A 20459-nucleotide genomic window follows, 5' to 3' on the forward strand; every position below is an offset into this window, starting at 1 on the left:
TCGATCAGTCACTCGCGACGGCTGAACCGGTCTCCAGCCGCCGCGATGGTTCGGTGATGTCGCCGGTCAGCCCGAACACCTGCTCCCGGACCACGGCGAGGGCGGAGTGCAGCGCACCGGCACGCACCGCGTTGCCGCCGAGCGCGCTGAACGCCACCGGAGTGCGGGGTACCACCATGCTCCGCAGCTCCGCACTGATCAGCCGGCACAGCGTCTCCCCGCCCGCGATGCCGGTCTTCCCGCACAGCAGCACCAGTTCCGGGTCGACCACGCTGACCACGCCCGCGACGCCGGTCGCGACGCGGCGGGCCAGGTCGGCCAGGAACGGTTCCCCCTGCTGCCCCGCCTGGACCGCCTTGGTGACCGCGGTCCAGCCGTTGCGGGCCGCGAACCCGTGCGCCTTGGCCAGTTTCACCACGCTGGGTGAGCTGACCAGGTCGCCGAACCGCGTCCCGCTTGGTGCGATGCCCGTGTCGACCGCCGCCCGGTCGGGCACGTGCATCCAGTCGATCTCGCCCGCACCGCCGGTCGCACCACGCAGCAGCCGGCGGTCGATGACGATCGCGCCACCGATCCCCTGATCCAGCCAGACCATCACGAAGGACCGCGCCTCCGTGGCCTGGCCGGCGATCATCTCCTCGAGCGCGACGAGGTTGACGTCGTTCTCGATGGTGACGGGCACACTCAGCTCCGCGCCGATCCGGCCGGGCATGTCGAAGCCCTCCCACGCCGGCAGGTGCGGCGCGAACCACAGGTGCCCGGTGCGCGGGTTGACCGCACCGGGCGTGCCGACCACGACATGGCGCAGGTCGGCGAGTGTCAGGCCCGCTTGTTCGCAGGCGGCGGCCACCGCGCCGCGGAAGGCGCCGACGACGTCGTCGGGCTCGCCGCGGGGTGGCAGCGGGTACCGGTGCTCGGCGAGGGTCTCGCCGGACACGTCGGCGATGGCGATGTCCAGTCCGCGCGGGGTCAGGTCGATCGCCGCGACGTGCGCGACCGCCCCGTTGACCGCCCACAGCTGCGCGCGGGGGCCCCGCCCGCCGCCGCGCAGCCCTTCGCGGACCACCACACCCTCGTCCTCGAGACGGGCCAGGAGCTGTGCGGTCGCCGGCTTGGACAAGCCGATCGCGTACTCCAGCTCGGAGCGCGTCAGCGGGCCGTCGCGCAGCAACGCGTCGATGGCCGCGCGATCGTTGATCTCGCGAAGCAGCCGCGGGCTCCCGGCTCTCAACTCGGCTCCAATGGGGTCAAATTAATCTGGTAACTTCCCAGACGATTTGTGGTGACGCTAGTCACCAACGCCCAATTGGTCAAGACCATCCTTGTGGTCCTCGCTTCGCTCGGACGGACTTGGTCGCCGGGAGCCGGTCATCCGCGGCTCGCACCACGCGGCCGACATCGATTGATCAGGTCTCGCCTCGGTCTCGGGGCGATGTCGGGCGTGTTGCGAGCCGCGGATGACCGGCGCGACCAAGTCGTGGGTTGAGCTATTTCGTCCAGGCAGGGAACTCTGTCCGGTTCATCCCTGTGAATTGTGTGCCGCTGGGCGGCTGTCCCACTCCCCCGAGCCGGTCACGACCGCTACGACTGTCGTTCCGGCCGCGAACGCACCCCGGGCGGTCAAGGCGTAGAGGCCGAACAGCATCTTGGCCACGTAGACCCAGTCCAGTGCCAGGCCGTGCCGGTCACGGAAGTCGGCGATGAACCCGTCCAGAGCTGTCGTTCTTCGTGCGTAGCCACCGAAGTGGAACTCGTCGTTGACCGTCCAGTTGCGCCGGACCGTGCCCAGCGCGGCTTGCTGGAGGCGGGCCACTTCAGCGGTCAGGAAACCGCCCTTCAGCACCGAGAAGCCAAGGGCGCGTTGGCCTTTGAGACCTGCTGAGAGGCCCGCGAGTGTTCCGCCCGTGCCGCAGGCACACGCGATCACGTCGAAGTCGAAGTCGATCTCCGCTGGGACTTCGCTGCAGCCGCGGACCGCTTCGGCGTTGCTTCCGCCTTCTGGCAACAGGAAGAACTCGCCGAACCGGTTCCTGAGATCGGCGACGACCTCCGGTGAGGTCTTGCGGCGGTAGGTCTCGCGGTCCAGGTAGGTCAACGTCATGCCCTGCTCAACCGCGTACGTGAGAACCGGGTTCAGCGGCAGGTGTTCCTCGCCGCGGATCACGCCGATCGTGCGGAACCCGTACAGCCGGCCGGCGGTGGCGGTCGCGCGGATGTGGTTGGAGTAGGCGCCGCCGAACGTGAGCAGCGTTCCCATTGCCTGTGCCGCCGGGATGTTGTGCTTGAGCTTGCGCCACTTGTTGCCCGGCAGGTCCGGGTGGATGAGGTCGTCGCGCTTCAGCACCAGGCGGACGTCACCGAGCCGGGCGTCGTGCAGCCGCACCAAAGGCGAGGGCATCTAGGAAACGTACTGGCTGATGAACGCGACGCGCTCGTCCACGCTGACCTTGGGCAGCTCGATGACCTCGTAGCCGTGCTCGATGTAGCCCAGCGAGATCTCCTCGTGGGTGCGCAGCACCTCGTCGAAGTCGTGGGTGCGTTCCTCGTCGCGGTCGTTGATCTCCGGCCACGGCGGGGTGATGAACACGCGCTGGTGGTAGCGGAACATCGCGGTCGCGGTCAGCACGTGCGGCGGCACCGGCAGGCCCAGCAGCCGGTGGTAGCCGACCAGGTCCGGGATGCCGCGGTCGAAGAACACCAGGCCGCCGTGCTGGCTGGCCTCCCGGTAGGAACGCATCTCCCAGGACAGCATGACCTCGGCGAACAGGGCCGCGTCGGCCTGGTGCAGGGCGCGGCCGCCGATGGCCACCTGGTCGCGGATGATCTCCCGCGCCACTTCCGGGAAACACGTGTACCCGTACTGCCGTAAGGCGTTGATGACCGTCGTCTTGCCACCACCGGCCACCCCGGTGATGATCACGAAGGTACTCAAGGCCTTCGGACCGGTTCGCAGCAGCCGACCGCGCAGGGCGCACCGTTCACCGTGCACCCGGCCGCCGGGAACGACGACAGCTTCAGCGCTTGCTCGCCCGCGATGTGCTCACGGATCAACGCGACCACGAGCTCGGCGAACCGGGGGTCGGCGTTCGGGGTGGCCGCGCGGGCGAACAGCATGCCCAGCTCGGCGGCCTTCTCGGCGGCCTCGTTGTCCAGGTCCCAGATCACTTCCAGGTGATCGGAGACGAACCCGATCGGGCACACCGCCAGCGCGCCGACGCCCTGAGCGCTCAACGCCTCCACGTGGTCGACGATGTCCGGCTCGAGCCACGGGATCCGCGGCGGCCCGGACCGCGACTGCCAGACCACGTCGTACTCGGCGACGCCGACCTCGGCCGCCACCAGCCGGGCGGCCTCGGCGACCTGGCGCGAGTACCGGTGGCCGCCCTCCTCGGGCGGACCGGCGGCCTTGTCGGCCGACACCGGCACCGAGTGGGCGGTGAACACCAGCCGGGCGTTGTCGGGCAGCGAGGCCAACGCGGCCCGGACGGAGTCGGCGAAGGCCGCCACGAACAGCGGGTGGTCGAAGAACTGCCGCAGTTTCACCAGTTCAGGGGCAGCGGGGCCGACCGCCGCGCGGGCCCGCGCGATGTCCTCGTCGTACTGGCGGCAGGCCGAGTACCCGCCGTACGCGGACGTCGGGAACACCAGCGCCCGCTTCACCCCGTCGGCAGCCATCTTGGCGACGGTGTCCTCGGCCATCGGGTGCCAGTTGCGGTTGCCGAAGTACACCGGCAGCTTGATGTCCTGCGCCGCCAGCTCGGCCTCGACCGCGGCGATGGCGTCCCGGTTGAGCTCGTTGATCGGGGAGACGCCGCCGAAGTGCTGGTAGTGCTGTTCGACCTCGTCGAGGCGTTCGGGCGGCACACCCCGGCCGCGGGTCACGTTCTCCAGGAACGGCCGGACCTCCGCGGGCCCCTCCGGCCCGCCGAACGACAACCACAGCACGGCGTCAAAACTCACGGCCCTATCCTGGCATTTGTCACTCCACGATCTCCCGCCGGGACAGCCGCACCTCCTCCACGTCGAGCTTGCTCTGCACCTCGCGCACCACGATGTCGTCGATCAGCCGTTCGTCGCGCAGCCGCAGCAGGGTCTCCCGCTTGCGCGCCAGCAGGGCCAGCCGCAGCTGCTTGTACTCGTCCTCCAGCCGCCGTTCGGTGTCGTCGATGTCGTCCTCGCCGGCGCCCTCGGTGCGCAGCATGGTGAGATGCCGCTGGTACTCGGTCTGGGTGCGCTCCAGCACCATCGGGTCGACCTCCAGCTCGGCGGCCAGCCGCGGCAACGCCTCGAACGCCTCCTCGGAGGAGACGGTGATGGCCAGCGAGCGTTCCTCGTCGAGCTGGGTGTCCGGCGGCAGGTGCGCCCAATGGACCACGAACGGCAGGATCACGCTCTGGATCACCAGGGTCAGCACGATCACACCCGCGGTGACGAAGATGATCACGTCCCGGTCCGGGAACGGGTCCTTGGCGTTGGTCAGCTCCGGCACAGCCAGTGCCGCGGCCATGGACACGGCCCCGCGGAACCCGGACAGCGCCATCACGACGCGCGGCCGTGGGCCCGCGCGCCGCAGCCGTTGCTGGGGCCGCCGGTCGATCGCGCGGATTACGTACGGCGTGGTGAAGTTGTAGACGAACCGCGCACCGATGACGACCGCCGTGACGATCCCGAGCAGGGTGAGCGCGCGGGTCAGCTCGCTGGACGAGAGGTCGCGGACGGCGGCGTTGGCCTGCAGGCCGATCAGCACGAACAGCGATCCGTTGAGCAGGAACGTCGTCAGGCCCCAGAACGCGTTGGCCTGCTGACGGGTGTCCGCGCGCACGATCCGGGGCCCGATCTGGCTCAGCACGAGCCCGCAGACGACCACCGCGAGCACCCCCGAGGCCTCCAGACGCTCCGCGAGGAGGAACGCCACGAACGGGGTCAGCACGCTGACGACGTTCTCCAGGGTCGGGCTGTCCAGCCGCCGCCGGGCCTGGATGGCGAGCCACGCGGTCAGCAGCCCGGAGGCCGCGCCGCCGACGTACGCGAGCACAAACAGCCAGCTCACATGCCCGGGGCCGTAGGACCCACCGCCCTGCGTCACGCTCACCGCGATGCCGTAGATGACCAATGCGGTGCCGTCGTTGACAAGGCTCTCCGCACGCAACACGGTCATCGTGCGCAACGGCAGTGCCCGTGCGATGACGCCGACAACGGTGGCATCCGTAGGCGCGATGGCAGCGCCGAGGATCCACGCGGGACCCCACGGCATACCTACGGCATGCGCTACCGCTGCTACAGCGGCTGCTGTGACGACGACGAGCACTGTGCTGGCGAGCACGATGATCCGGAGGTTGTTGCGGATCTCCCGCAACGACGTGGTCAGGCTCTCCCAGTACAACAGCGCCGGCAGGAACACCAGCAGCATCGTCTCGGGCGGCAGCGACACCTCACGCAGTGCGGGGATGAACCCGACCGCCACCCCGACGACGACCAGCAGCACCGGCGGCACCACGCGCAGCCGCCCGGCGGCGACCGTGCAGACCAGCACGGCCACCCCGAGCACAACGACGATCTCGAGACCTAACAACTCCGCCCACCTTCAAGTCTCACGTGGACGGCTCAGGCGGTGGCTACATGCCGACCGCGTGGAACCCGCCGTCCACCCACACCATGGACCCCGTGGTCGCCGGCAGCCAGTCCGACAACAGGGCGCACACGCTCTTTCCAACCGGCTCGGGGTCGTCGACCTTCCAGCCCAGCGGCGCGCGCGGGCCCCACTGCTCCTCGATGTCCTTGAAACCGGGGATCGACTTGGCCGCCATCGTGCGCACCGGGCCGGCCGCGACCAGGTTCACCCGGATCTGCTTCGGGCCCAGCTCCTTGGCCAGGTAGCGGGTGACCGACTCCAGCCCGGCCTTGGCCACGCCCATCCAGTTGTAGGCCGGCCACGCCTGGCGCGCGTCGAAGTCCATGCCCACCACGGACGCACCCTCGTGCAGCAACGGCAGCAGCGCCTTGGTCAGCGACATGAACGAGTACGCCGAGACCTGGACCGTGGTGGCCACGTCCTCCCACGGCGCCTCCAGGAACGGGTTGCCGAGGCAGGACGCCGGGGCGAACCCGATCGAGTGCACCACCCCGTCGATGCCGTCGACGTGCTCGCGGACCTTGTCGGCCAGGCCGTCGAGGTGCTCCTGGTTGGTCACGTCCAGCTCGATCACCGGGGCGGGCGTGGGCAGCCGCTGCGCGATCCGCTCCACCAGGCTCATCCGGCCGAACCCGGTCAGCACCACCTGGGCACCCTGTTCCTGGGCGATCTTGGCCACGTGGAACGCGATGGACGCGTCGGTGATCACACCGGTGATCAGCAGCCGCTTGCCTTCGAGCAGTCCGCTCACTTGTTCCCTCTCCCTAGATCTCTCTCTCAGTGGCCCATGCCGAGGCCGCCGTCGACGGGGATGACCGCGCCGGTGATGTACGAGGCCGCGTCCGAGGCCAGGAACGTCGTGACCGAGGCGATCTCCGCGGTGTCGGCGTACCGGCCGAGCGGGACCTGCGCGATGATCTCGGCCTTGCGGTCCTCGGACAGCACGGCGGTCATCTCGGTGGCCACGAAACCCGGCGTGATCACGTTCGCGGTGATGTTGCGGCTGCCCAGCTCCCTGGCCAGCGACCGGGCGAACCCGACCAGGCCGGCCTTGCTGGCCGCGTAGTTGGCCTGGCCCGCGCCGCCGGAGAGCCCCACCACCGACGAGATGAACACGATCCGGCCGAACCGCTGCTTGAGCATGCCCCGCGAGGCGCGCTTGACCACGCGGAACGCGCCGGTCAGGTTGGCGTCCAGGACGCGGGTGAACTGGTCCTCGGTCATCCGCAACAGCAGCGTGTCGTCGGTGATCCCGGCGTTGGAGATGAGCACCTCGACCGGGCCGTGCGCCTCCTCGACCTGCTTGAACGCGGCGTCCACCTGATCGGCGTCGGTCACGTCGCACTTCACCCCGAGCAGGCCCTCCGGCACGTCCGAGCCGCGGTGCGTGACCGCCACCTTGTCACCCTGCTCGGCGAACGCACGGGCGATAGCCAGACCGATCCCCCGGTTACCACCTGTGACCAATACTGACCGTGCCACGCTCAACTCCTCCGCGCCCCGATGGTGCCTCTCGCGGGCACAGGCTACTGGCCGACGGCGGCGATGGTAGGGCTAGCCCCCCGGTAAATCGGCTGTTCAGCACCATGGGGGCGACACCGTTGACGGCAATAGCGTCGAGCCACAAACAAGGGGCTCGAGATTTGGGGACGGTGTCGGCATGCTGCGCCTGACGTTGCGAACGCTGCGCTACCGCAAGGGCGGTTCGGTGGCGACCTTCATCGCGTTGCTGCTCGGTTCGATGATCGTGATGGCGTGCGGCGGCCTGATGGAGACGGGCGTGCGCACCGCCGTCCCGGCCCAGCGGCTGGCCGGCGCGCCGATCGTGGTGACCGGGGACAAGCACTACGACCTGCCGAGGAAGGACCCGTCCGACGAGGACGAGGACTCCGAGCGCGGCCGCCTGGTCGAGCAGGTCACCGTGTCACCCGCCGTGGCCGACAAGGTCGCGTCGACCGCGGGCGTGGCGTCCGTGCTGCCGGATGTGACGTTCCCGGTGGTCGTCGGCGGTTCGGCGACTTCCGGCCACGGTTGGGACTCGGTCGCGCTCGGGCCGCACAACTACTCGGGTCCGGCTCCCGGCGCCGGTCAGGTCGTCCTGGACGCGTCCATCGGACGGCACGCCGGTGACCAGGTCGACGTGTCCATCCGGGGCGTCACGCAGAAGTTCACCGTGGCCGGGGTGGGCACGTTCGCTCAGCCGGACCTGTACTTCTCGTCGGCGGACGCGGGCCGGTTCGGGCGCGTCTCCGCTTTGGCCGTGACGGTCAAGCCGGGGACCGACGTGCCGGCGCTCGCGTCTTCGCTGGAGGACTCGCTGAAGGGTCAGGCGATCGTGCTGACCGGCGAGGACCGTGGCGTCGCGGAGTTCCCGCAGACGCTTGCCAGCAGTGAGATGTTGATCGTGCTGGCGGGGGTGTTCGGCGGGTTCGCGGTGATGGTCGTGATGATGGTGGTCGCCAGCACGCTCGGGTTGTCGATCCGCCAGCGTCGCCGCGAACTGGCTCTGCTGCGGGCGGTGGGGACGACGCCGCGGCAGGTTCGGCGGATGGTGTTCGCCGAGGCGCTCGTGGTGTCGCTGCTGGCCAATTTGGTCGCCTGGATACCGGGGTCCTATCTGGGCGAATGGCTGTTCTCGCAGCTGACTGGCAAGGGCGTGGTGTCGTCGCTGATCGAGTTCCACCAGGGCTGGGTGCCTTCGGTGACCGGGATCGGCGTGGCCGTGCTCAGCTCCCAGTTCGCCGCCATCGCCGCTGCTCGCCGGGCCGCGCGGACTCGGCCGACCGAGGCGCTCGCTGAGGCCGCTGTGCTGCGCAAGTGGCTCAGTGGCTTCCGGGTTGTGTTGGCGGCGTTGGCTTTCGGCGGCGGTCTGGCGTTGGCGATCCTCACGCTGACGGTGATGGGCGACCGCGGTTCGCTCGCCGCTTCGACCGCCGGGCCTGCGGTGTTGATGTGGGCGCTGGGGCTGACAATGATCGCTCCGGGGGCGACTCGCGTTGTGATGGCGGCGCTGCGGTGGCCGGTTCGCGCGGTGACTTCGGTTCCCGGGTATCTGGCGTTGAACAACGCTCGGGTGCGGCGGATCCAGCTGGCGGCCGCGATCGCTCCGGTGATGTTGTCCGTCGGGTTCGCGACCGCGCAGATCTACATGCAGACGACTTCGGTGGCGGCTTCGGAGCGTGAGTACGCGTCGAGCCTGCGGGCGGACTCGGTGTTGCAGTCCACCACCGGCGGGTTCTCCCCCGCTGCCGTGTCCCAGGTGCAGCACCTTCCCGGGGTCACCGCGGCTTCGGAATGGGTGACCAGCACTGGTTTTGTCGAGGCGCCTTATGACTCCGCGTTGAGCGATGATGGTTTGGCGCTGCAGGGCGTCACCGCTTCCGGTGCTGCCGCCCTTTCCGCGGTGCCGGTCTCCGCTGGATCGCTCGATGCATTGTCGGGCAACACTGTCGCGCTGCCGAAGTCGCATGCGTCGGACATGGGAGTGGGCATCGGTGACACCGTCACCCTTCGGTTCGGGGATGGGCAGTCCGGTTCGCTGCGGGTCGTTGCTTTGCTCGACTCGAAGAAGTCCGCGGAGGCCGCGTTGCTACCCGCCGGACTGCTTGCCTCGCACACCACCGCGGGCGCGCCGACGCAGATCATGGTTCGTGGCACGGTGTCCTCGTTCCCGGACGCGCAGATCGTCGACCGGTCCGTGCTGACCGCGGCCTACTCCGAGGACCAGCAGACCGGCGCGTGGATCAACTACCTGCTGGCCGGGTTGATCATCCTGTACACGGCCATCTCGGTGATCAACACGCTGGTGGTCGAGACCGCCGACCGGCGGCGGGAGTTCGGTCTGCTGCGGCTTTCCGGCGCGCTGCGGGGCCAGATCGTCCGGATGGCGGCGGTCGAGGGCACGATCATCGGCCTGTGCGGGCTGGTGCTCGGGACCGTGATCTCCGGGGCGACGCTGCTGCCGTTCAGCCTGGCGGTCAACGGTTCGCTGTTCCCGGTCGGTCCGCTGTGGATCTTCGGGATCATCGCGGGCGCGGCGGGTGTGCTCACCCTGTCGGCCACCGTGGTGCCGGCCTGGCTGGCCACCCGCTCGCGCCCGCTGGCCAGTCAGGGTGTGGGCTGAGGGAAGCCCAGGGCCCTGGCCCTGGCGCCGAGGTCGGGCCAGTCCTCACCGGAGTGGGCGTGACTCTCCAGCAGGCAGCCGAAGGTGATCGGCAGGGGGACGTTGTAGCGCGGCGCGGACAGCTTCGGCGGGTTCTCGAAGTCGAGGACCTCGGCGAGGTTGTTCGCCGCCGCGTCCCGCACGGTCAGGGGGTCGAGGCCGAACCGCCACTCGATCATCTTGAGGATCGAGGTGTGGTCGTAGAGGCCGTGCGCGACCGTGGACCGCTTGGCCCGCGGCGAGATCACCAGGCAGGGCACGCGGAATCCGCGCAGGCCGGCGCCGAGATCGGGGTTGGGGTCGGGGCCGACCGGCGGGGGCACGTGGTCGAAGAAGCCGCCCCACTCGTCGTAGGTGATCACCAGGACCGTTCGTTCCCAGTTCGGGCTGGACACCACGGCGTTGTAGACGGTGTCCAGGAAGTGTTGTCCCAGGCGGATATCCGCCAGCGGGTGTTCATCCTGGGACAAGCCGGGCAGGGCCTCGCCGAAGAACCCGGGTTCCACAAAGGACACCGGCGGCAGCGTGCCCGCCTTGGCGGCGGTGTAGAAGTTCGAGATCAGCTTGGAGATGCCGAGATACCTGGTCCCCCACAAGGCGGTGTACGGGACGTCGGTGAAGTAGTAGCGGCCGGTCACGCCTTTCGCGGCCAGCCGGTCCCAGATCGCCGGCATCGTCGCGATCTTGTCCACCGACGTGGTCGTGCGGTCGGTCTGCGCGGCGTGCAGGAAGAACCGGTTCGGGAAGGTCGGGGCCATCATCGCGGCGAAGTACCGGTCGCACACCGTCCAGTCCCGCGCGGCCCGGCCGTAGAACCCCAGATCGGCGGCCTCGAAGTAGCCGATCGAGAAAACATCGTTGTTGCCCGCGCGCAGCCACCCATCACACGCACCGTTGTTGAACTCGATCCGGCCACCCTCATACGAGTGGTCCGGATCGTTGAAACCACACCCGTGCGGCACCGTGAGCCGGTGCGTCGGATGCGAAACACCGTTGGCATCAGTGAAACTCAGCCCCGCCTGCCGCCCATCCGCACCGGGCAACCAGCCGAGATAGTGGTCGAAGGAGCGGTTCTCCATCATCACCACGACAATGTGGTCGATCCCCGAATCCTTGGGATCGGGTAAAGCCGCCGCCTCAGCGGGGAGGGTCGACGCCGCCGCGGCCGTCACCGCCACCGCACCCGCCGTGCCTACCAGGAACTTCCGCCGGGTCACATCGTTCATCCGAATCTCCCGTCAGTGTCAGGCCCGGCAGCCCAGCATGCCACTTTGAGAATGGTGGGCAACCAACCAACGGATGAACTACACGGGTAACACTGTCCACCTATAGATCTGGTTGTCCCGTAGCTCCGTTTCGATTGGAGCGTCCACAGTGGAGAGAGATTCGAGGTGCGCCAGGACGTTCTTGCGACCCCGGATCGTGTGGCCGTCCTCGGTCCAGTGCAGGTACGGATGGAGGAGCGGCTTCAACGCCGCCCAGTCCCGCTTCTCGATGGCCTGCAGGGCCTGCCGCACGATCGGATCCACCGCCGAAGTAGACCACGACATGCCTAAGTGAGTGTTAGGTCTGGGCTGACCTGCTTGTTCTCCGGGCTTCGGGGCTCGACCGTGATGGCAGTCACGTGACGAGGAGGTCCGATGGCGGTCATCAGCCAGACCGGGGAACGCCGAGTGGTCGGCAATGTCATCCGGGGGTCGATCGGGAATCTGATCGAGTGGTACGACTGGTATGCGTACACGGCGTTCAGCATCTACTTCGCCAGTACGTTCTTCCCGAAGGGCGACCAGACCGCCCAGCTGCTGGACACCGCGGGGATCTTCGCGGTCGGCTTCCTGATGCGGCCGATCGGGGGGTATCTGCTCGGGCGGTTCGCGGATCAGTTCGGGCGGCGGAATGCGCTGACGTTGTCCGTGGTGTTGATGGCGGCCGGGTCTTTGTTGATCACCGTGACGCCCGGGTATGCGTCGATCGGGGTGGCGTCGCCGATCATCCTGTTGCTCGCCCGGTTGCTGCAGGGGTTGAGTGTCGGTGGGGAGTACGCGACCTCGGCCACGTATCTGTCCGAAGTGGCCACTGCGGGGAAACGGGGTTTCTACTCGAGTTTCCAGTACGTCACGTTGATCTCCGGGCAGCTTGTCGCGCTGGGGCTGCAGATCGTGTTGCAGCAGGTGCTCACCGACCACCAGCTCACCACGTGGGGGTGGCGGGTGGCGTTCGCGGTCGGTGCCACGGGGGCGCTGATCGTGATGTGGCTGCGCCGCGGGATGGACGAGTCCGAGAGCTACCAACGGGAAAAGACCGACACCAAGCAGCGCGGCACGCTCAAGGTGCTGCTGCAGTACCCGAAGGAGTGCCTGATCGTCGTCGGCCTCACCCTCGGCGGCACGGTGGCGTTCTACACCTACAGCACCTACCTGAAGAACTTCATGGTGAACACCAGCCACATCGACAAGGGCACGGTCACCTGGATCAACTTCATCGCGCTGGCCGTGTTCATGGGCATCCAGCCGCTCGCCGGCCGGTTGTCCGACCGGATCGGGCGGCGGCCGCTGCTGAAGTTCTTCGGCATCGCGGGCACGCTCGCGACCGTGCCGCTGCTGAGCATCCTCGCGGGCACGAAGAACCCGGTGGTGGCGTTCCTGCTGATGATGATCGGCCTGTCCATCGTCACCGGGTACACCTCGATCAACGCCATCGTGAAGGCGGAACTGTTCCCCACCAGGATCCGCGCGCTGGGCGTCGGCCTGCCGTACGCGCTCACCGTCGCGATCTTCGGCGGCACGGCCGAGTACATCGCGCTCGGCCTGAAGAAGGCGGGACTGGAGCAGCTGTTCTACTGGTACGTCTCGGCGTGCATCCTGGTCTCGCTCATCGTGTACTGGACAATGCGGGAAACGTCTTCTGCATCGGAGCTGGAACATGAGGGTGCTGCTGGTCGAGGATGACGACGGGGTCGGCGACGCGCTGAGCGAGGCGCTGGCCGCACGCGGGCACGTCCCCACCAGAGTCAGCCGCGGGGCGGACGCCCTGGGCAAGCACCACGACGCCGACCTGGTCCTGCTCGACCTCGGCCTGCCGGACACCGACGGCCTGGAGGTGCTGCGCATGCTCCGCAAGGTCGCGGACGTGCCGGTGCTCGTGCTCACCGCCCGCGGCGACGAACGTTCGGTGGTCCGCGGTCTTCGCCTCGGCGCGGACGACTACGTGGTGAAACCGGTGCGGCTGGCCGAACTGCTGGCCCGGATGGACAACATCACCATGCGTGCGGCCAGCCGGGCCCGGCCGGTGCGCGTGGTGCGGGTGTCCGATGTGGAGATCGACCTCGCCGCCCGCCGGGTGACCGTCGGCGGCGAGGAGATCACTTTGACTACCAAGGAGTTCGATCTGCTAGCAGTGCTAGCCACCCGGATCGGCACGGCCGTCAGCCGCCAGCAGCTGATGGACGAGGTGTGGGGCAACGCTTATGTCGGGGTCTCGCGGTCGTTGGACGTGCACATGACGCAGCTGCGCGGGAAACTGCACCGCCCGGGCCTGCTGGCGACCATCCGCGGGTTCGGCTACCGGCTGGAAACCTGACATGCGCACCCGTCTGCTGGTGGTGCTGCTGGTGCTGTCGGCGGCGGCGCTGGCCGGGTTCGCGTGGCCGCTGCTGACCAGCACGGCCGCGGCCCGCACCCAGCAACTGGTGATCTCCCGGACCGCCGAGCTGGACCGGTTCGCCGCGCTGGCCCAGCAGGCCGGGGACACCGGCGACACCGCCCAGGTCAGCGCCGAGGTCCGGGCGTACAGCGAGCTCTACAACGAGGGCGTGCTCGTCGTCGACGCGCGCAAGCGGCCGGTGGTCGAGGCCGGGCTCAAGGCGGACGATCCTTCGCTGATGTCGTTGCTCGACGGGGCTTTGCGCAACCAGCCCGGTCCCGCGCCCGCCGTGATCAAGCCGTGGTCCAGCGGGGATGTGCTGCTGGTGCGTCCGGTCGGCGCGGGGACTCGGGTCGCCGGGGCGGTGGCGTTGCGGGCTTCGGTGGGCGCGGCGGCTTCGGATGTGGCGCACGACTGGTTGTTGATCGTGCTCGGGGCCTTGGTCGCGGCGCTGTTGTTCGTGCTGCTGGCTCTGGTGGTGTCGCGGTGGGTGCTGCGGCCGTTGGCACAGCTGGAAAAGGGTGTCCGGGCGTTGGCCGCGGGTGAACGGCATCCCCACGTTCCGGCGCGGGCCGGACCACGGGAGCTGCGGGCGTTGGGGGCGTCGTTCAACCAGATGTCGGACGCCGTGGACGAGGCCGCCGAGCAGCAACGGCGGCTGGTCGCCGACGCGTCGCACCAGATGCGCAACCCCATGGCGGCGCTGCGGCTGCGGGTTGACTCGTTGGCGGACCAGGTGCGGCCCGACGGGCAGGCCACCTACCGGGGGTGTGTCGGGGAGGTGGAACGGATGGAGTCGTTGCTGGACGGCCTGTTCGCGTTGGCCTCGGCGGAGAACGTCAAGCTCGCGCCGGGTGAGGCGAGTGACGTTCCGGCGCTGTTGTGGGAGCGTTCGGATGCTTGGAAGGCCGCTGCCGCGGCTGTGGGGTCGCGGATTTGCGTGTCTGTCGTGGATCCGGCGCGGGTGTCCATGCCGGACAGTGAGCTGGCTCAGGTGCTGGATGTGTTGCTGGACAACGCTATCAAGTACGCCGGGCCGGGTGCGCGGGTCGAGGTGACCGGGACGGTCGACCACGAGATCGCGACGATCACGGTGTCGGACAACGGGCCGGGGCTGTCGGCGGATGATCGGGCGCGGGCTACTTTGCGGTTCTGGCGGGCTGGGGATGCCGGGGCGGAGGGAACGGGCCTCGGGTTGGCCATCGCCGAGCGGCTGGTGACCGCTCGGGGTGGGCGGATGCGGTTGGATGAGGTTGCGCCGCATGGGCTCGCGGTGCACGTGACTCTCCCGTTGGAGGCGTCATGATCTCGCGGCGGGCTTTCGTGCTGGCTACTGCCGGTTTGTTGGCGGGGTGCACCCGGGGGTCGGATCGGCCGTTGACGATCGCCGCGGGTGAGGAGGGCGGGTTCTATCTGGCGTTCGCGAAGTTGCTGGCGGACCAGGTGAACCAGGCCGATGTCGGTCTGCGGTGTACCGCCGTGCCGACTCAGGCCAGCGTTGCCAACTTGGAGCTGCTGCAGTCCGGCAAGGCCGATTTGGCGCTGGTGCTGGCCGATACGGCGTTGACGGCGTCCAAAGGCAACAGTCCTTTTACGACTGCCATGCCATTGCGGGCGTTGGGGCGGGTCTACGAGAACTACATGCAGCTTGTCGTCCGGCAGGATGGCCCGATCCACTCGCTGGGTGATCTCGCTGGCAAGACGGTGTCCTTGGGAGCTGCTGGTTCGGGGGCCGCGCTGTTCGGCACCCGGATGGTGGCCGCCGCGGGTATCCAGCCCACGGTTTCGCATCTGCCGCTGGCTGACGCGGTGTCCGCGCTGGCCGAGGACCGGATCTCGGCCCTGCTGTGGTCCGGCGGGGTGCCGACCCCCGCTCTCGCCGACCTCGACAACCGGGTGGGTATCCGCTTGTTGTCCCTCGATGGGGTGACACCCGCGCTACGGGCTGCGCACGGTTCGGTCTACGAGTCGGTGCTCGTGCCGTCGGGCGCGTACCAGCACGTGCGGGACACCCGGACGATCGGGGTGGCAAACCTGCTGGTCAGCGCCCCTTCGTTGCCGCCAGAGGTGGCCGGCGCGGTGGTGTCCGTGCTGGTCACGCGGGCCAGCCGGCTGGTGCCGCAACAGGCGGTCGGCACCCAGTTCCTCGACGCCCGCACCCTCATCGGAACAGCCGGTGTCCCCCTGCACCCAGGCGCCGCGGAAAGGTACCGTGAGCTGCACGGGTAACGTTTTGACCCTTCTGAGACACAGTTCGGCGGTTACGGGATGCCGAAACGGGGGACCCCTGGGACCGTAGTACCGAGTGGCTTTCACCCGACTCTGGACCCAGGAGCGTGTGCCATGACCATCCAATCGATCATCGGTGCGATCGTGATCGGCCTGATCATCGGCGCGCTGGCCCGGCTGATCCTGCCCGGCAAGCAGAACATCCCCATCTGGCTGACGATCGTCGTGGGTATCGTCGCCGCCTTCATCGGCAGCCTCATCGCCCGGTGGCTGGGCGTGCAGGACACCGCCGGTATCGACTGGATCGAGATCCTGCTACAGGTTGGCGCGGCTGTAGTGCTCGTCGGAATCGTTGGCGGGCTTTACGGCAGTCGACGGGTTCATTGACGCGTGAGTCGGCGGCTCGCTCCTTCAGGGGCGGGCCGCTGACTCATGTCTGGGGGCGTTTGGGATGGCTGGGTGAAAAGAGTTCGCTCGCCGCTAGGCAGGCCGCGAAGAGGGGCAAGGGACAAGGATCCTTCGGATCCCTGTGGGCTGGTGGGCGAAGGGCACCCCTGTTGCGCGCTTCCGCGCGTGGGTTGGCTTCTTTAAGTGTTCTGCTCGTATGCGACCGCCAGCCAATAGCAGACCTCGTCATCCACGTCTTCCAGGCGGGTCAACGGGATTCTGTGCGTCATGGTCTCGTCTCTGAGTATCTTGGCTGACTGCAGTCTTGCGGCGAAGCGGGTGTGGCCTTCGTGCATGGTGACTATGCGGAGGCCGAGGTCGACCCTTGTTTTGGTGGTGGGTTTGATGACGGCGAATTTTCGGCGTTTGGTTCGGAGGGTGACGTAGGTTTTTCTGGCCTGGACCTCTACGAGGCCTTGGTGGGCTATGCCTATGCCTGCTTCTACCAGTTCGTCGAAGACCGGGCGGAGGTGTTGGCGGTCGGCGAACTGTTCGTCGACCAACTCTTCGGCTGTTTTCAGGAGGAATTCGGGGTAGCCGAAGCGTTCCATGATCAACAGCTGTTGGGCGTAGCCGTTGATGTTGCGGGTCTTGAGCCAGAGCTGGAGCTCGTCACGGGAGGTGATGCCCGTGTCCTTGATCCTTCTGTTCCAGTCGTCGACGGTGTGGCCGGTCTGACGCTTCAGGAGCTGGGCGGACCACTCATGCATCTCGCGCCAGTCCTTGGCGTCGACCATGGGGGTCCTCCTGCGCTGCTGCGGCTCCTAGGGCAGGCGCTGCCCGATGAACAGCGCGCTGGCCGCGGCGCTGATGGCCGCGATGGTGCCCAGTATCAACCATGGGCGGCTCGCGTCGGCGTCTTTCACCTCATAACCGATTTGTTCACCCAATGTGTCGTAAACCTTGCGCAGCTCGTCGGCGGTGGCGGCCTTGTAGAACTCGCCGCCGGACAGCTTGGCGACCTCCTGGAGGGACTCGTCGTCGACGGGCACGGGGGTCCGTCGACCGTCGATGTCGACCGTGCCGTCGGTGGTGCCGAACGAGATGGTCGAGACGGGGATCTTCTGGTCGGCGGCTGCCCGTGCGGCGGTGAACATGCCGCGCGGGTCGTCCTGGTTGTCGGTGGGGATGGTCTGCTTGCCGTCGCTCATCAGCACGATGCGGGCCGGGGGCGGGCCTTCGGGGCCGCCGACGACCTGGGAGAAGCCCTCGATGGACTGCAGCGCGCTGAAGATCGCCTCGCCGGTGGCGGTGGACTGCGCGAGGCGGAGGGTGTCGATGGCCTTCACGACGCCCTGGCGGGAGGTGGTCGGGGAGACCAGGACGGTGGCTGTTCCGGCGAACGAGATCAGGCCCAGGTTGATGCCGGGGGTGAGGCCGTTGGCGAACGACTTGGCCGCCGCCTGAGCGGCCTCCAGGCGGTTGGGTTTGACGTCGGTGGACTCCATCGACAGCGACACGTCGATCACCAGCATGACCGTGGCCCGGTTGCGCGGGACCTTGGCCTCGGCGGTGGGGCCGGCCAGCGCGATGGTGAACAGCGTCAGGGCGGTCAGCAGCAGCGCGATGGGGACGTGCCGGGTCCGGCGCGACCGTTTCGGCGCGACCCGCTCCAGCAGCGCGAGGTTGGTGAACCGCATGGTCTTCTTGCGGCGCCTGCGCTGGGCCAACACGTACCCGGCCACCAGCCCGGCGACCAGGATCAGCAGCAGGAACCACCACGCGTCCGCGAACCGCGTGAAACTCAGGCCGAACATCAGGCGGCACCCCCTCCGGACCAACGACGTTTGCGGGCGACCACGAACCGGACGGTGTCGGCGACCCAGTCCGAGTCCGTGCGCAGCACCAGGTGCCCCGCCCCCGCACGGCGGATCGCGGCCGCGACCTCGGCCCGGTGGTGGGCGGCGGCCGCGGCGAACTCCCGGCGCAGCAACGGGGTCGCGTCCACCTCACGCTGCCGTCCCGTCTCCGGGTCGGACAGGACGACCGTGCCGATGTCCGGCAGGTCGACGTCCCGGGGGTCGACGACCTCGATCGCGATCAGGTCGTGCCGGCCGGACAGCCCACGCAGCGCGCGCTGCCAGTTGATCTCGCCCAGGAAGTCCGAGATCACCACGGCCAGGCCCCGCCGGCGCGGCGGCCGGCGCAGCTGTTCGAGCAGCTCGGCGAGATCACCGGAGGTGCCCTCGGGCGGGCTCGGTGTCTCGGCGATCTTGCGGATCAGGCCCCGCGCGTAGGCGAGCCCGCCGCGGGCCGGGATGCGGTTCATCTGCGCGCCGGTGGACACCACCGCGCCGATCCGGTTGCCGCCACCGCGAGTCAGGTGCGCGACCGCGGCGACCGCGGCCACGACAAGGTCCCGTTTCTCGCACGCCGCCGTGCCGAAGTCCAGGCTGGCGGACAGGTCCACGGCGAGCCACGTCTCCAGCTCGCGGTCGGCGACCGTCTCCCGGATGTGCGGGGTGGTCGTGCGGGCCGTGACCGCCCAGTCCATCCGGCGGACGTCGTCACCCGGCTGGTAGGGCCGGGCCTCCCCCGGTTCGGTACCGGGCCCGGGCACCAGTCCGAGGTGGTTGCCCTGCAACAGGCCGTCGAGCTTGCGCCGGACATCCAGCTCCAGCAGCCGCAGCCCGGCCTCCATCCGCTCGCCGCGCAGGATCGGCGGGGTCCAGGACGGCCGCTCCTCCTTCTTGGTCACGGCCGGCCAGACATGCCTGCGGGTGCGGGGTGTCCTTGCTGCGGCGCGGCTTGCGGCCGCGCGGACACCTGGGGCAACGGAACGGTCTGCAGCACCCGGGTGATGATGTGGTCCAACGGAACCGCGTCGGCCAGCGCGTCGTACGACAGCACGAGCCGGTGCCGCAACACATCCGGAACGACGTCGACAACATCCTGTGGCAGCACGTAATCCCGGCCGCGAACGAGCGCGAGCGCGCGGGCGGCGGCCACGATTCCCAAGCTGGCACGGGGAGAAGCACCGTAGGCGACCCAACCGGCCACATCGGACAGACCGTGCTCGGCCGGGGTCCGGGTGGCGAGCACCAGGCGCACCACGTAGTCGACGAGCGCGTGGTGCACGAAGACCTTGGACGCCACGCCCTGCAGGCGGGTCAGCTCGGCCGGGGTGAGCACCTCGTGCGGCACCGGGGGCTGCACGCCCATCCGGTACACGATCTCGCGCTCCTCCTCGGCCGTCGGGTACTCGACGATGATCTTGAACAGGAACCGGTCGCGCTGCGCCTCGGGCAGCGGGTAGACGCCCTCGTTCTCGATCGGGTTCTGGGTGGCCAGCACCAGGAACGGGTCGGGCATCGGGAAGGTCTGGCCGCCGATGGACACGTGCCGCTCGGCCATCACCTCGAGCATCGCCGACTGCACCTTGGCCGGCGCGCGGTTGATCTCGTCGGCGAGCACGAAGTTGGCCACCACCGGGCCCAGCTCGACGTCGAACGACTCGCTGCCCTGCCGGTAGATCCGGGTGCCGAGGATGTCGGCGGGCACCAGGTCGGGGGTGAACTGCACGCGGGAGAACGAGCCGCCGACCACCCGGGCGAACGTCTCCACCGCGAGGGTCTTGGCCACACCGGGCACGCCCTCCAGCAGCAGGTGCCCCTTGGACAGCAGGCCCACCAGCATCCGCTCGACCAGCCGGTCCTGCCCGACGATCACCCGCTTGACCTCGAACACCGTGCGCTCGAGCAGCTGCGCGTCATGGGCCGGGGTGCTGGCGGCGCCACCTGCCTCCGTCTTTCCGGCCTCGGGCTCCGTCACGGGCGAACCTCCTCGAAAACACACGTATCCGCGATGACCATGCAAACGGATCGCCAGTGTGACCGCTGTGAAGAGGGTCAGGTGTGCCCGCGGGATCTCGATCGGTGGGAGTCCGCCCCGAAACCGGACTTCAGCGAGGTGGTTCCAGGAAGGTCCTCATACCGGGCGTATTCGGGCCTCCCGCGGGGGCATCAGCGCCCCCGCTATCGCGATCCCGCGGACACGCCCTCGCTGTACGGACGTGGAGGGCCAGGAACGCGACTGGCAGGTGGTCGGCTGGCAGGTGGTCGGCTGGCAGGCGGTCGGCTGGCAGGCGGTCGGCTGGCAGGCGGTCGGCTGGCAGGTGGTCGGCTGGCAGGTGGTCGGCTGGCAGTGGGTGACTGCAAGCGCAGTGTGGCCGCGGTGGTGAGTTGGGCAGCCATAGCGGCCAGGAGCTGGGACGGCGCAGAGGGAGTCCGCGCAGAGGGAGTCCGCGCAGCCGGAGTCCGCGCAGCCGGAGTCCGCGCAGCCGGAGTCCGCGCAGCCGGAGTCCGCGCAGCCGGAGTCCGCGCAGCCGGAGTCCGCGCAGCCGGAGTC

General features: G+C 68.9%; 20 protein-coding genes. 7 read left to right on the forward strand and 13 right to left on the reverse strand.

Translation table 11 applies throughout. The features are described from left to right. Nucleotides 1-4: 4 nt before the first annotated feature. From AB0J95_RS47440 to fabG, 7 genes are all read right to left on the reverse strand, one after another. Entirely contained in the window at nucleotides 5-1210 is a 1206-nt protein-coding gene (locus AB0J95_RS47440; RefSeq protein ID WP_364773068.1) for an ROK family transcriptional regulator, read from the reverse strand. 309 nt (nucleotides 1211-1519) lie between these two features. Further along, on the reverse strand, nucleotides 1520-2398 hold the full coding sequence (locus AB0J95_RS47445; RefSeq protein ID WP_364772958.1) for a pyridoxal-phosphate dependent enzyme: 879 nt from the start codon (nucleotides 2396-2398) through the stop codon (nucleotides 1520-1522). After that, on the reverse strand, nucleotides 2399-2920 hold the full coding sequence (locus AB0J95_RS47450; RefSeq protein ID WP_364772960.1) for an AAA family ATPase: 522 nt from the start codon (nucleotides 2918-2920) through the stop codon (nucleotides 2399-2401). Between the two features lie 8 nt (nucleotides 2921-2928). After that, nucleotides 2929-3960, reverse strand: coding sequence for a ferrochelatase (locus tag AB0J95_RS47455; RefSeq protein ID WP_364772962.1), 1032 nt, complete (start codon nucleotides 3958-3960; stop codon nucleotides 2929-2931). A gap of 19 nt (nucleotides 3961-3979) precedes the next feature. Next, nucleotides 3980-5572, reverse strand: coding sequence for a Na+/H+ antiporter (locus AB0J95_RS47460; protein WP_364772963.1), 1593 nt, complete (start codon nucleotides 5570-5572; stop codon nucleotides 3980-3982). 43 nt (nucleotides 5573-5615) lie between these two features. Then, the gene (fabI, locus tag AB0J95_RS47465; RefSeq protein ID WP_364772965.1) at nucleotides 5616-6383 is read right to left on the reverse strand and encodes an enoyl-ACP reductase FabI; all 768 of its coding nucleotides are present in this window, start codon (nucleotides 6381-6383) and stop codon (nucleotides 5616-5618) included. 26 nt (nucleotides 6384-6409) lie between these two features. Next, nucleotides 6410-7114 carry a 3-oxoacyl-[acyl-carrier-protein] reductase gene (gene fabG / locus AB0J95_RS47470; RefSeq protein WP_364772966.1) on the reverse strand — a complete coding sequence of 235 codons (705 nt, stop codon included), beginning with the start codon at nucleotides 7112-7114 and terminating at the stop codon, nucleotides 6410-6412. A gap of 178 nt (nucleotides 7115-7292) precedes the next feature. Here fabG and AB0J95_RS47475 point away from each other — a divergent pair, with 178 nt between their 5' ends. Then, nucleotides 7293-9755 carry an FtsX-like permease family protein gene (locus AB0J95_RS47475; protein ID WP_364772968.1) on the forward strand — a complete coding sequence of 821 codons (2463 nt, stop codon included), beginning with the start codon at nucleotides 7293-7295 and terminating at the stop codon, nucleotides 9753-9755. Here AB0J95_RS47475 and AB0J95_RS47480 read toward each other — a convergent pair. Further along, nucleotides 9740-11020, reverse strand: coding sequence for an alkaline phosphatase family protein (locus AB0J95_RS47480; protein WP_364772969.1), 1281 nt, complete (start codon nucleotides 11018-11020; stop codon nucleotides 9740-9742). The two genes, AB0J95_RS47475 and AB0J95_RS47480, sit on opposite strands and share 16 nt — an antisense overlap. 78 nt (nucleotides 11021-11098) lie before the next feature. Then, nucleotides 11099-11323 (reverse strand): nuclear transport factor 2 family protein, encoded by a 225-nt coding sequence (locus AB0J95_RS47485; RefSeq protein ID WP_364772970.1) that lies wholly within the window; start codon nucleotides 11321-11323, stop codon nucleotides 11099-11101. 111 nt (nucleotides 11324-11434) lie between these two features. Here AB0J95_RS47485 and AB0J95_RS47490 point away from each other — a divergent pair, with 111 nt between their 5' ends. The 5 genes from AB0J95_RS47490 (at nucleotide 11435) to AB0J95_RS47510 (ending at nucleotide 16052) form a co-directional block, all read left to right on the forward strand. Then, entirely contained in the window at nucleotides 11435-12742 is a 1308-nt protein-coding gene (locus tag AB0J95_RS47490; protein WP_364772971.1) for an MFS transporter, read from the forward strand. After that, nucleotides 12717-13373 carry a response regulator transcription factor gene (locus tag AB0J95_RS47495; RefSeq protein WP_364772972.1) on the forward strand — a complete coding sequence of 219 codons (657 nt, stop codon included), beginning with the start codon at nucleotides 12717-12719 and terminating at the stop codon, nucleotides 13371-13373. The genes AB0J95_RS47490 and AB0J95_RS47495 overlap by 26 nt, the downstream gene beginning before the upstream one ends. Nucleotide 13374: 1 nt before the next feature. Then, on the forward strand, nucleotides 13375-14742 hold the full coding sequence (locus tag AB0J95_RS47500; protein WP_364772974.1) for a HAMP domain-containing sensor histidine kinase: 1368 nt from the start codon (nucleotides 13375-13377) through the stop codon (nucleotides 14740-14742). Continuing rightward, complete coding sequence (locus AB0J95_RS47505; protein ID WP_364772975.1) at nucleotides 14739-15665, forward strand: TAXI family TRAP transporter solute-binding subunit; 927 nt, start codon at nucleotides 14739-14741, stop codon at nucleotides 15663-15665. The genes AB0J95_RS47500 and AB0J95_RS47505 overlap by 4 nt, the downstream gene beginning before the upstream one ends. Nucleotides 15666-15779: 114 nt before the next feature. Then, nucleotides 15780-16052, forward strand: a complete 273-nt coding sequence (locus tag AB0J95_RS47510) for a GlsB/YeaQ/YmgE family stress response membrane protein (protein WP_364772976.1) — start codon at nucleotides 15780-15782, stop codon at nucleotides 16050-16052. A gap of 200 nt (nucleotides 16053-16252) precedes the next feature. On the opposite strand, the gene AB0J95_RS47515 is transcribed toward AB0J95_RS47510, so the two are convergent. From AB0J95_RS47515 to AB0J95_RS47530, 4 genes are read right to left on the reverse strand one after another with little or no spacing between them, the layout of a single operon-like run. Further along, the gene (locus AB0J95_RS47515; protein WP_364772977.1) at nucleotides 16253-16849 is read right to left on the reverse strand and encodes a DUF5655 domain-containing protein; all 597 of its coding nucleotides are present in this window, start codon (nucleotides 16847-16849) and stop codon (nucleotides 16253-16255) included. A 27-nt stretch (nucleotides 16850-16876) separates the two neighbouring features. Beyond that, the gene (locus AB0J95_RS47520; protein ID WP_364773070.1) at nucleotides 16877-17860 is read right to left on the reverse strand and encodes a VWA domain-containing protein; all 984 of its coding nucleotides are present in this window, start codon (nucleotides 17858-17860) and stop codon (nucleotides 16877-16879) included. An 8-nt stretch (nucleotides 17861-17868) separates the two neighbouring features. Beyond that, nucleotides 17869-18753: a DUF58 domain-containing protein gene (locus AB0J95_RS47525; protein ID WP_364773072.1), complete on the reverse strand. Its 885-nt coding sequence runs from the start codon at nucleotides 18751-18753 to the stop codon at nucleotides 17869-17871. Between the two features lie 53 nt (nucleotides 18754-18806). Further along, nucleotides 18807-19883 (reverse strand): AAA family ATPase, encoded by a 1077-nt coding sequence (locus tag AB0J95_RS47530; protein ID WP_364772978.1) that lies wholly within the window; start codon nucleotides 19881-19883, stop codon nucleotides 18807-18809. A gap of 241 nt (nucleotides 19884-20124) precedes the next feature. Between AB0J95_RS47530 and AB0J95_RS47535 the strand changes: the two genes are divergently transcribed. Then, on the forward strand, nucleotides 20125-20292 hold the full coding sequence (locus tag AB0J95_RS47535; protein WP_364772980.1) for a hypothetical protein: 168 nt from the start codon (nucleotides 20125-20127) through the stop codon (nucleotides 20290-20292). Nucleotides 20293-20459: the final 167 nt, after the last annotated feature.

It is taken from the genome of Actinocrispum sp. NPDC049592, from assembly GCF_040675465.1.
In the GTDB taxonomy this organism is placed as follows: Bacteria; Actinomycetota; Actinomycetes; order Mycobacteriales; family Pseudonocardiaceae; genus Kibdelosporangium.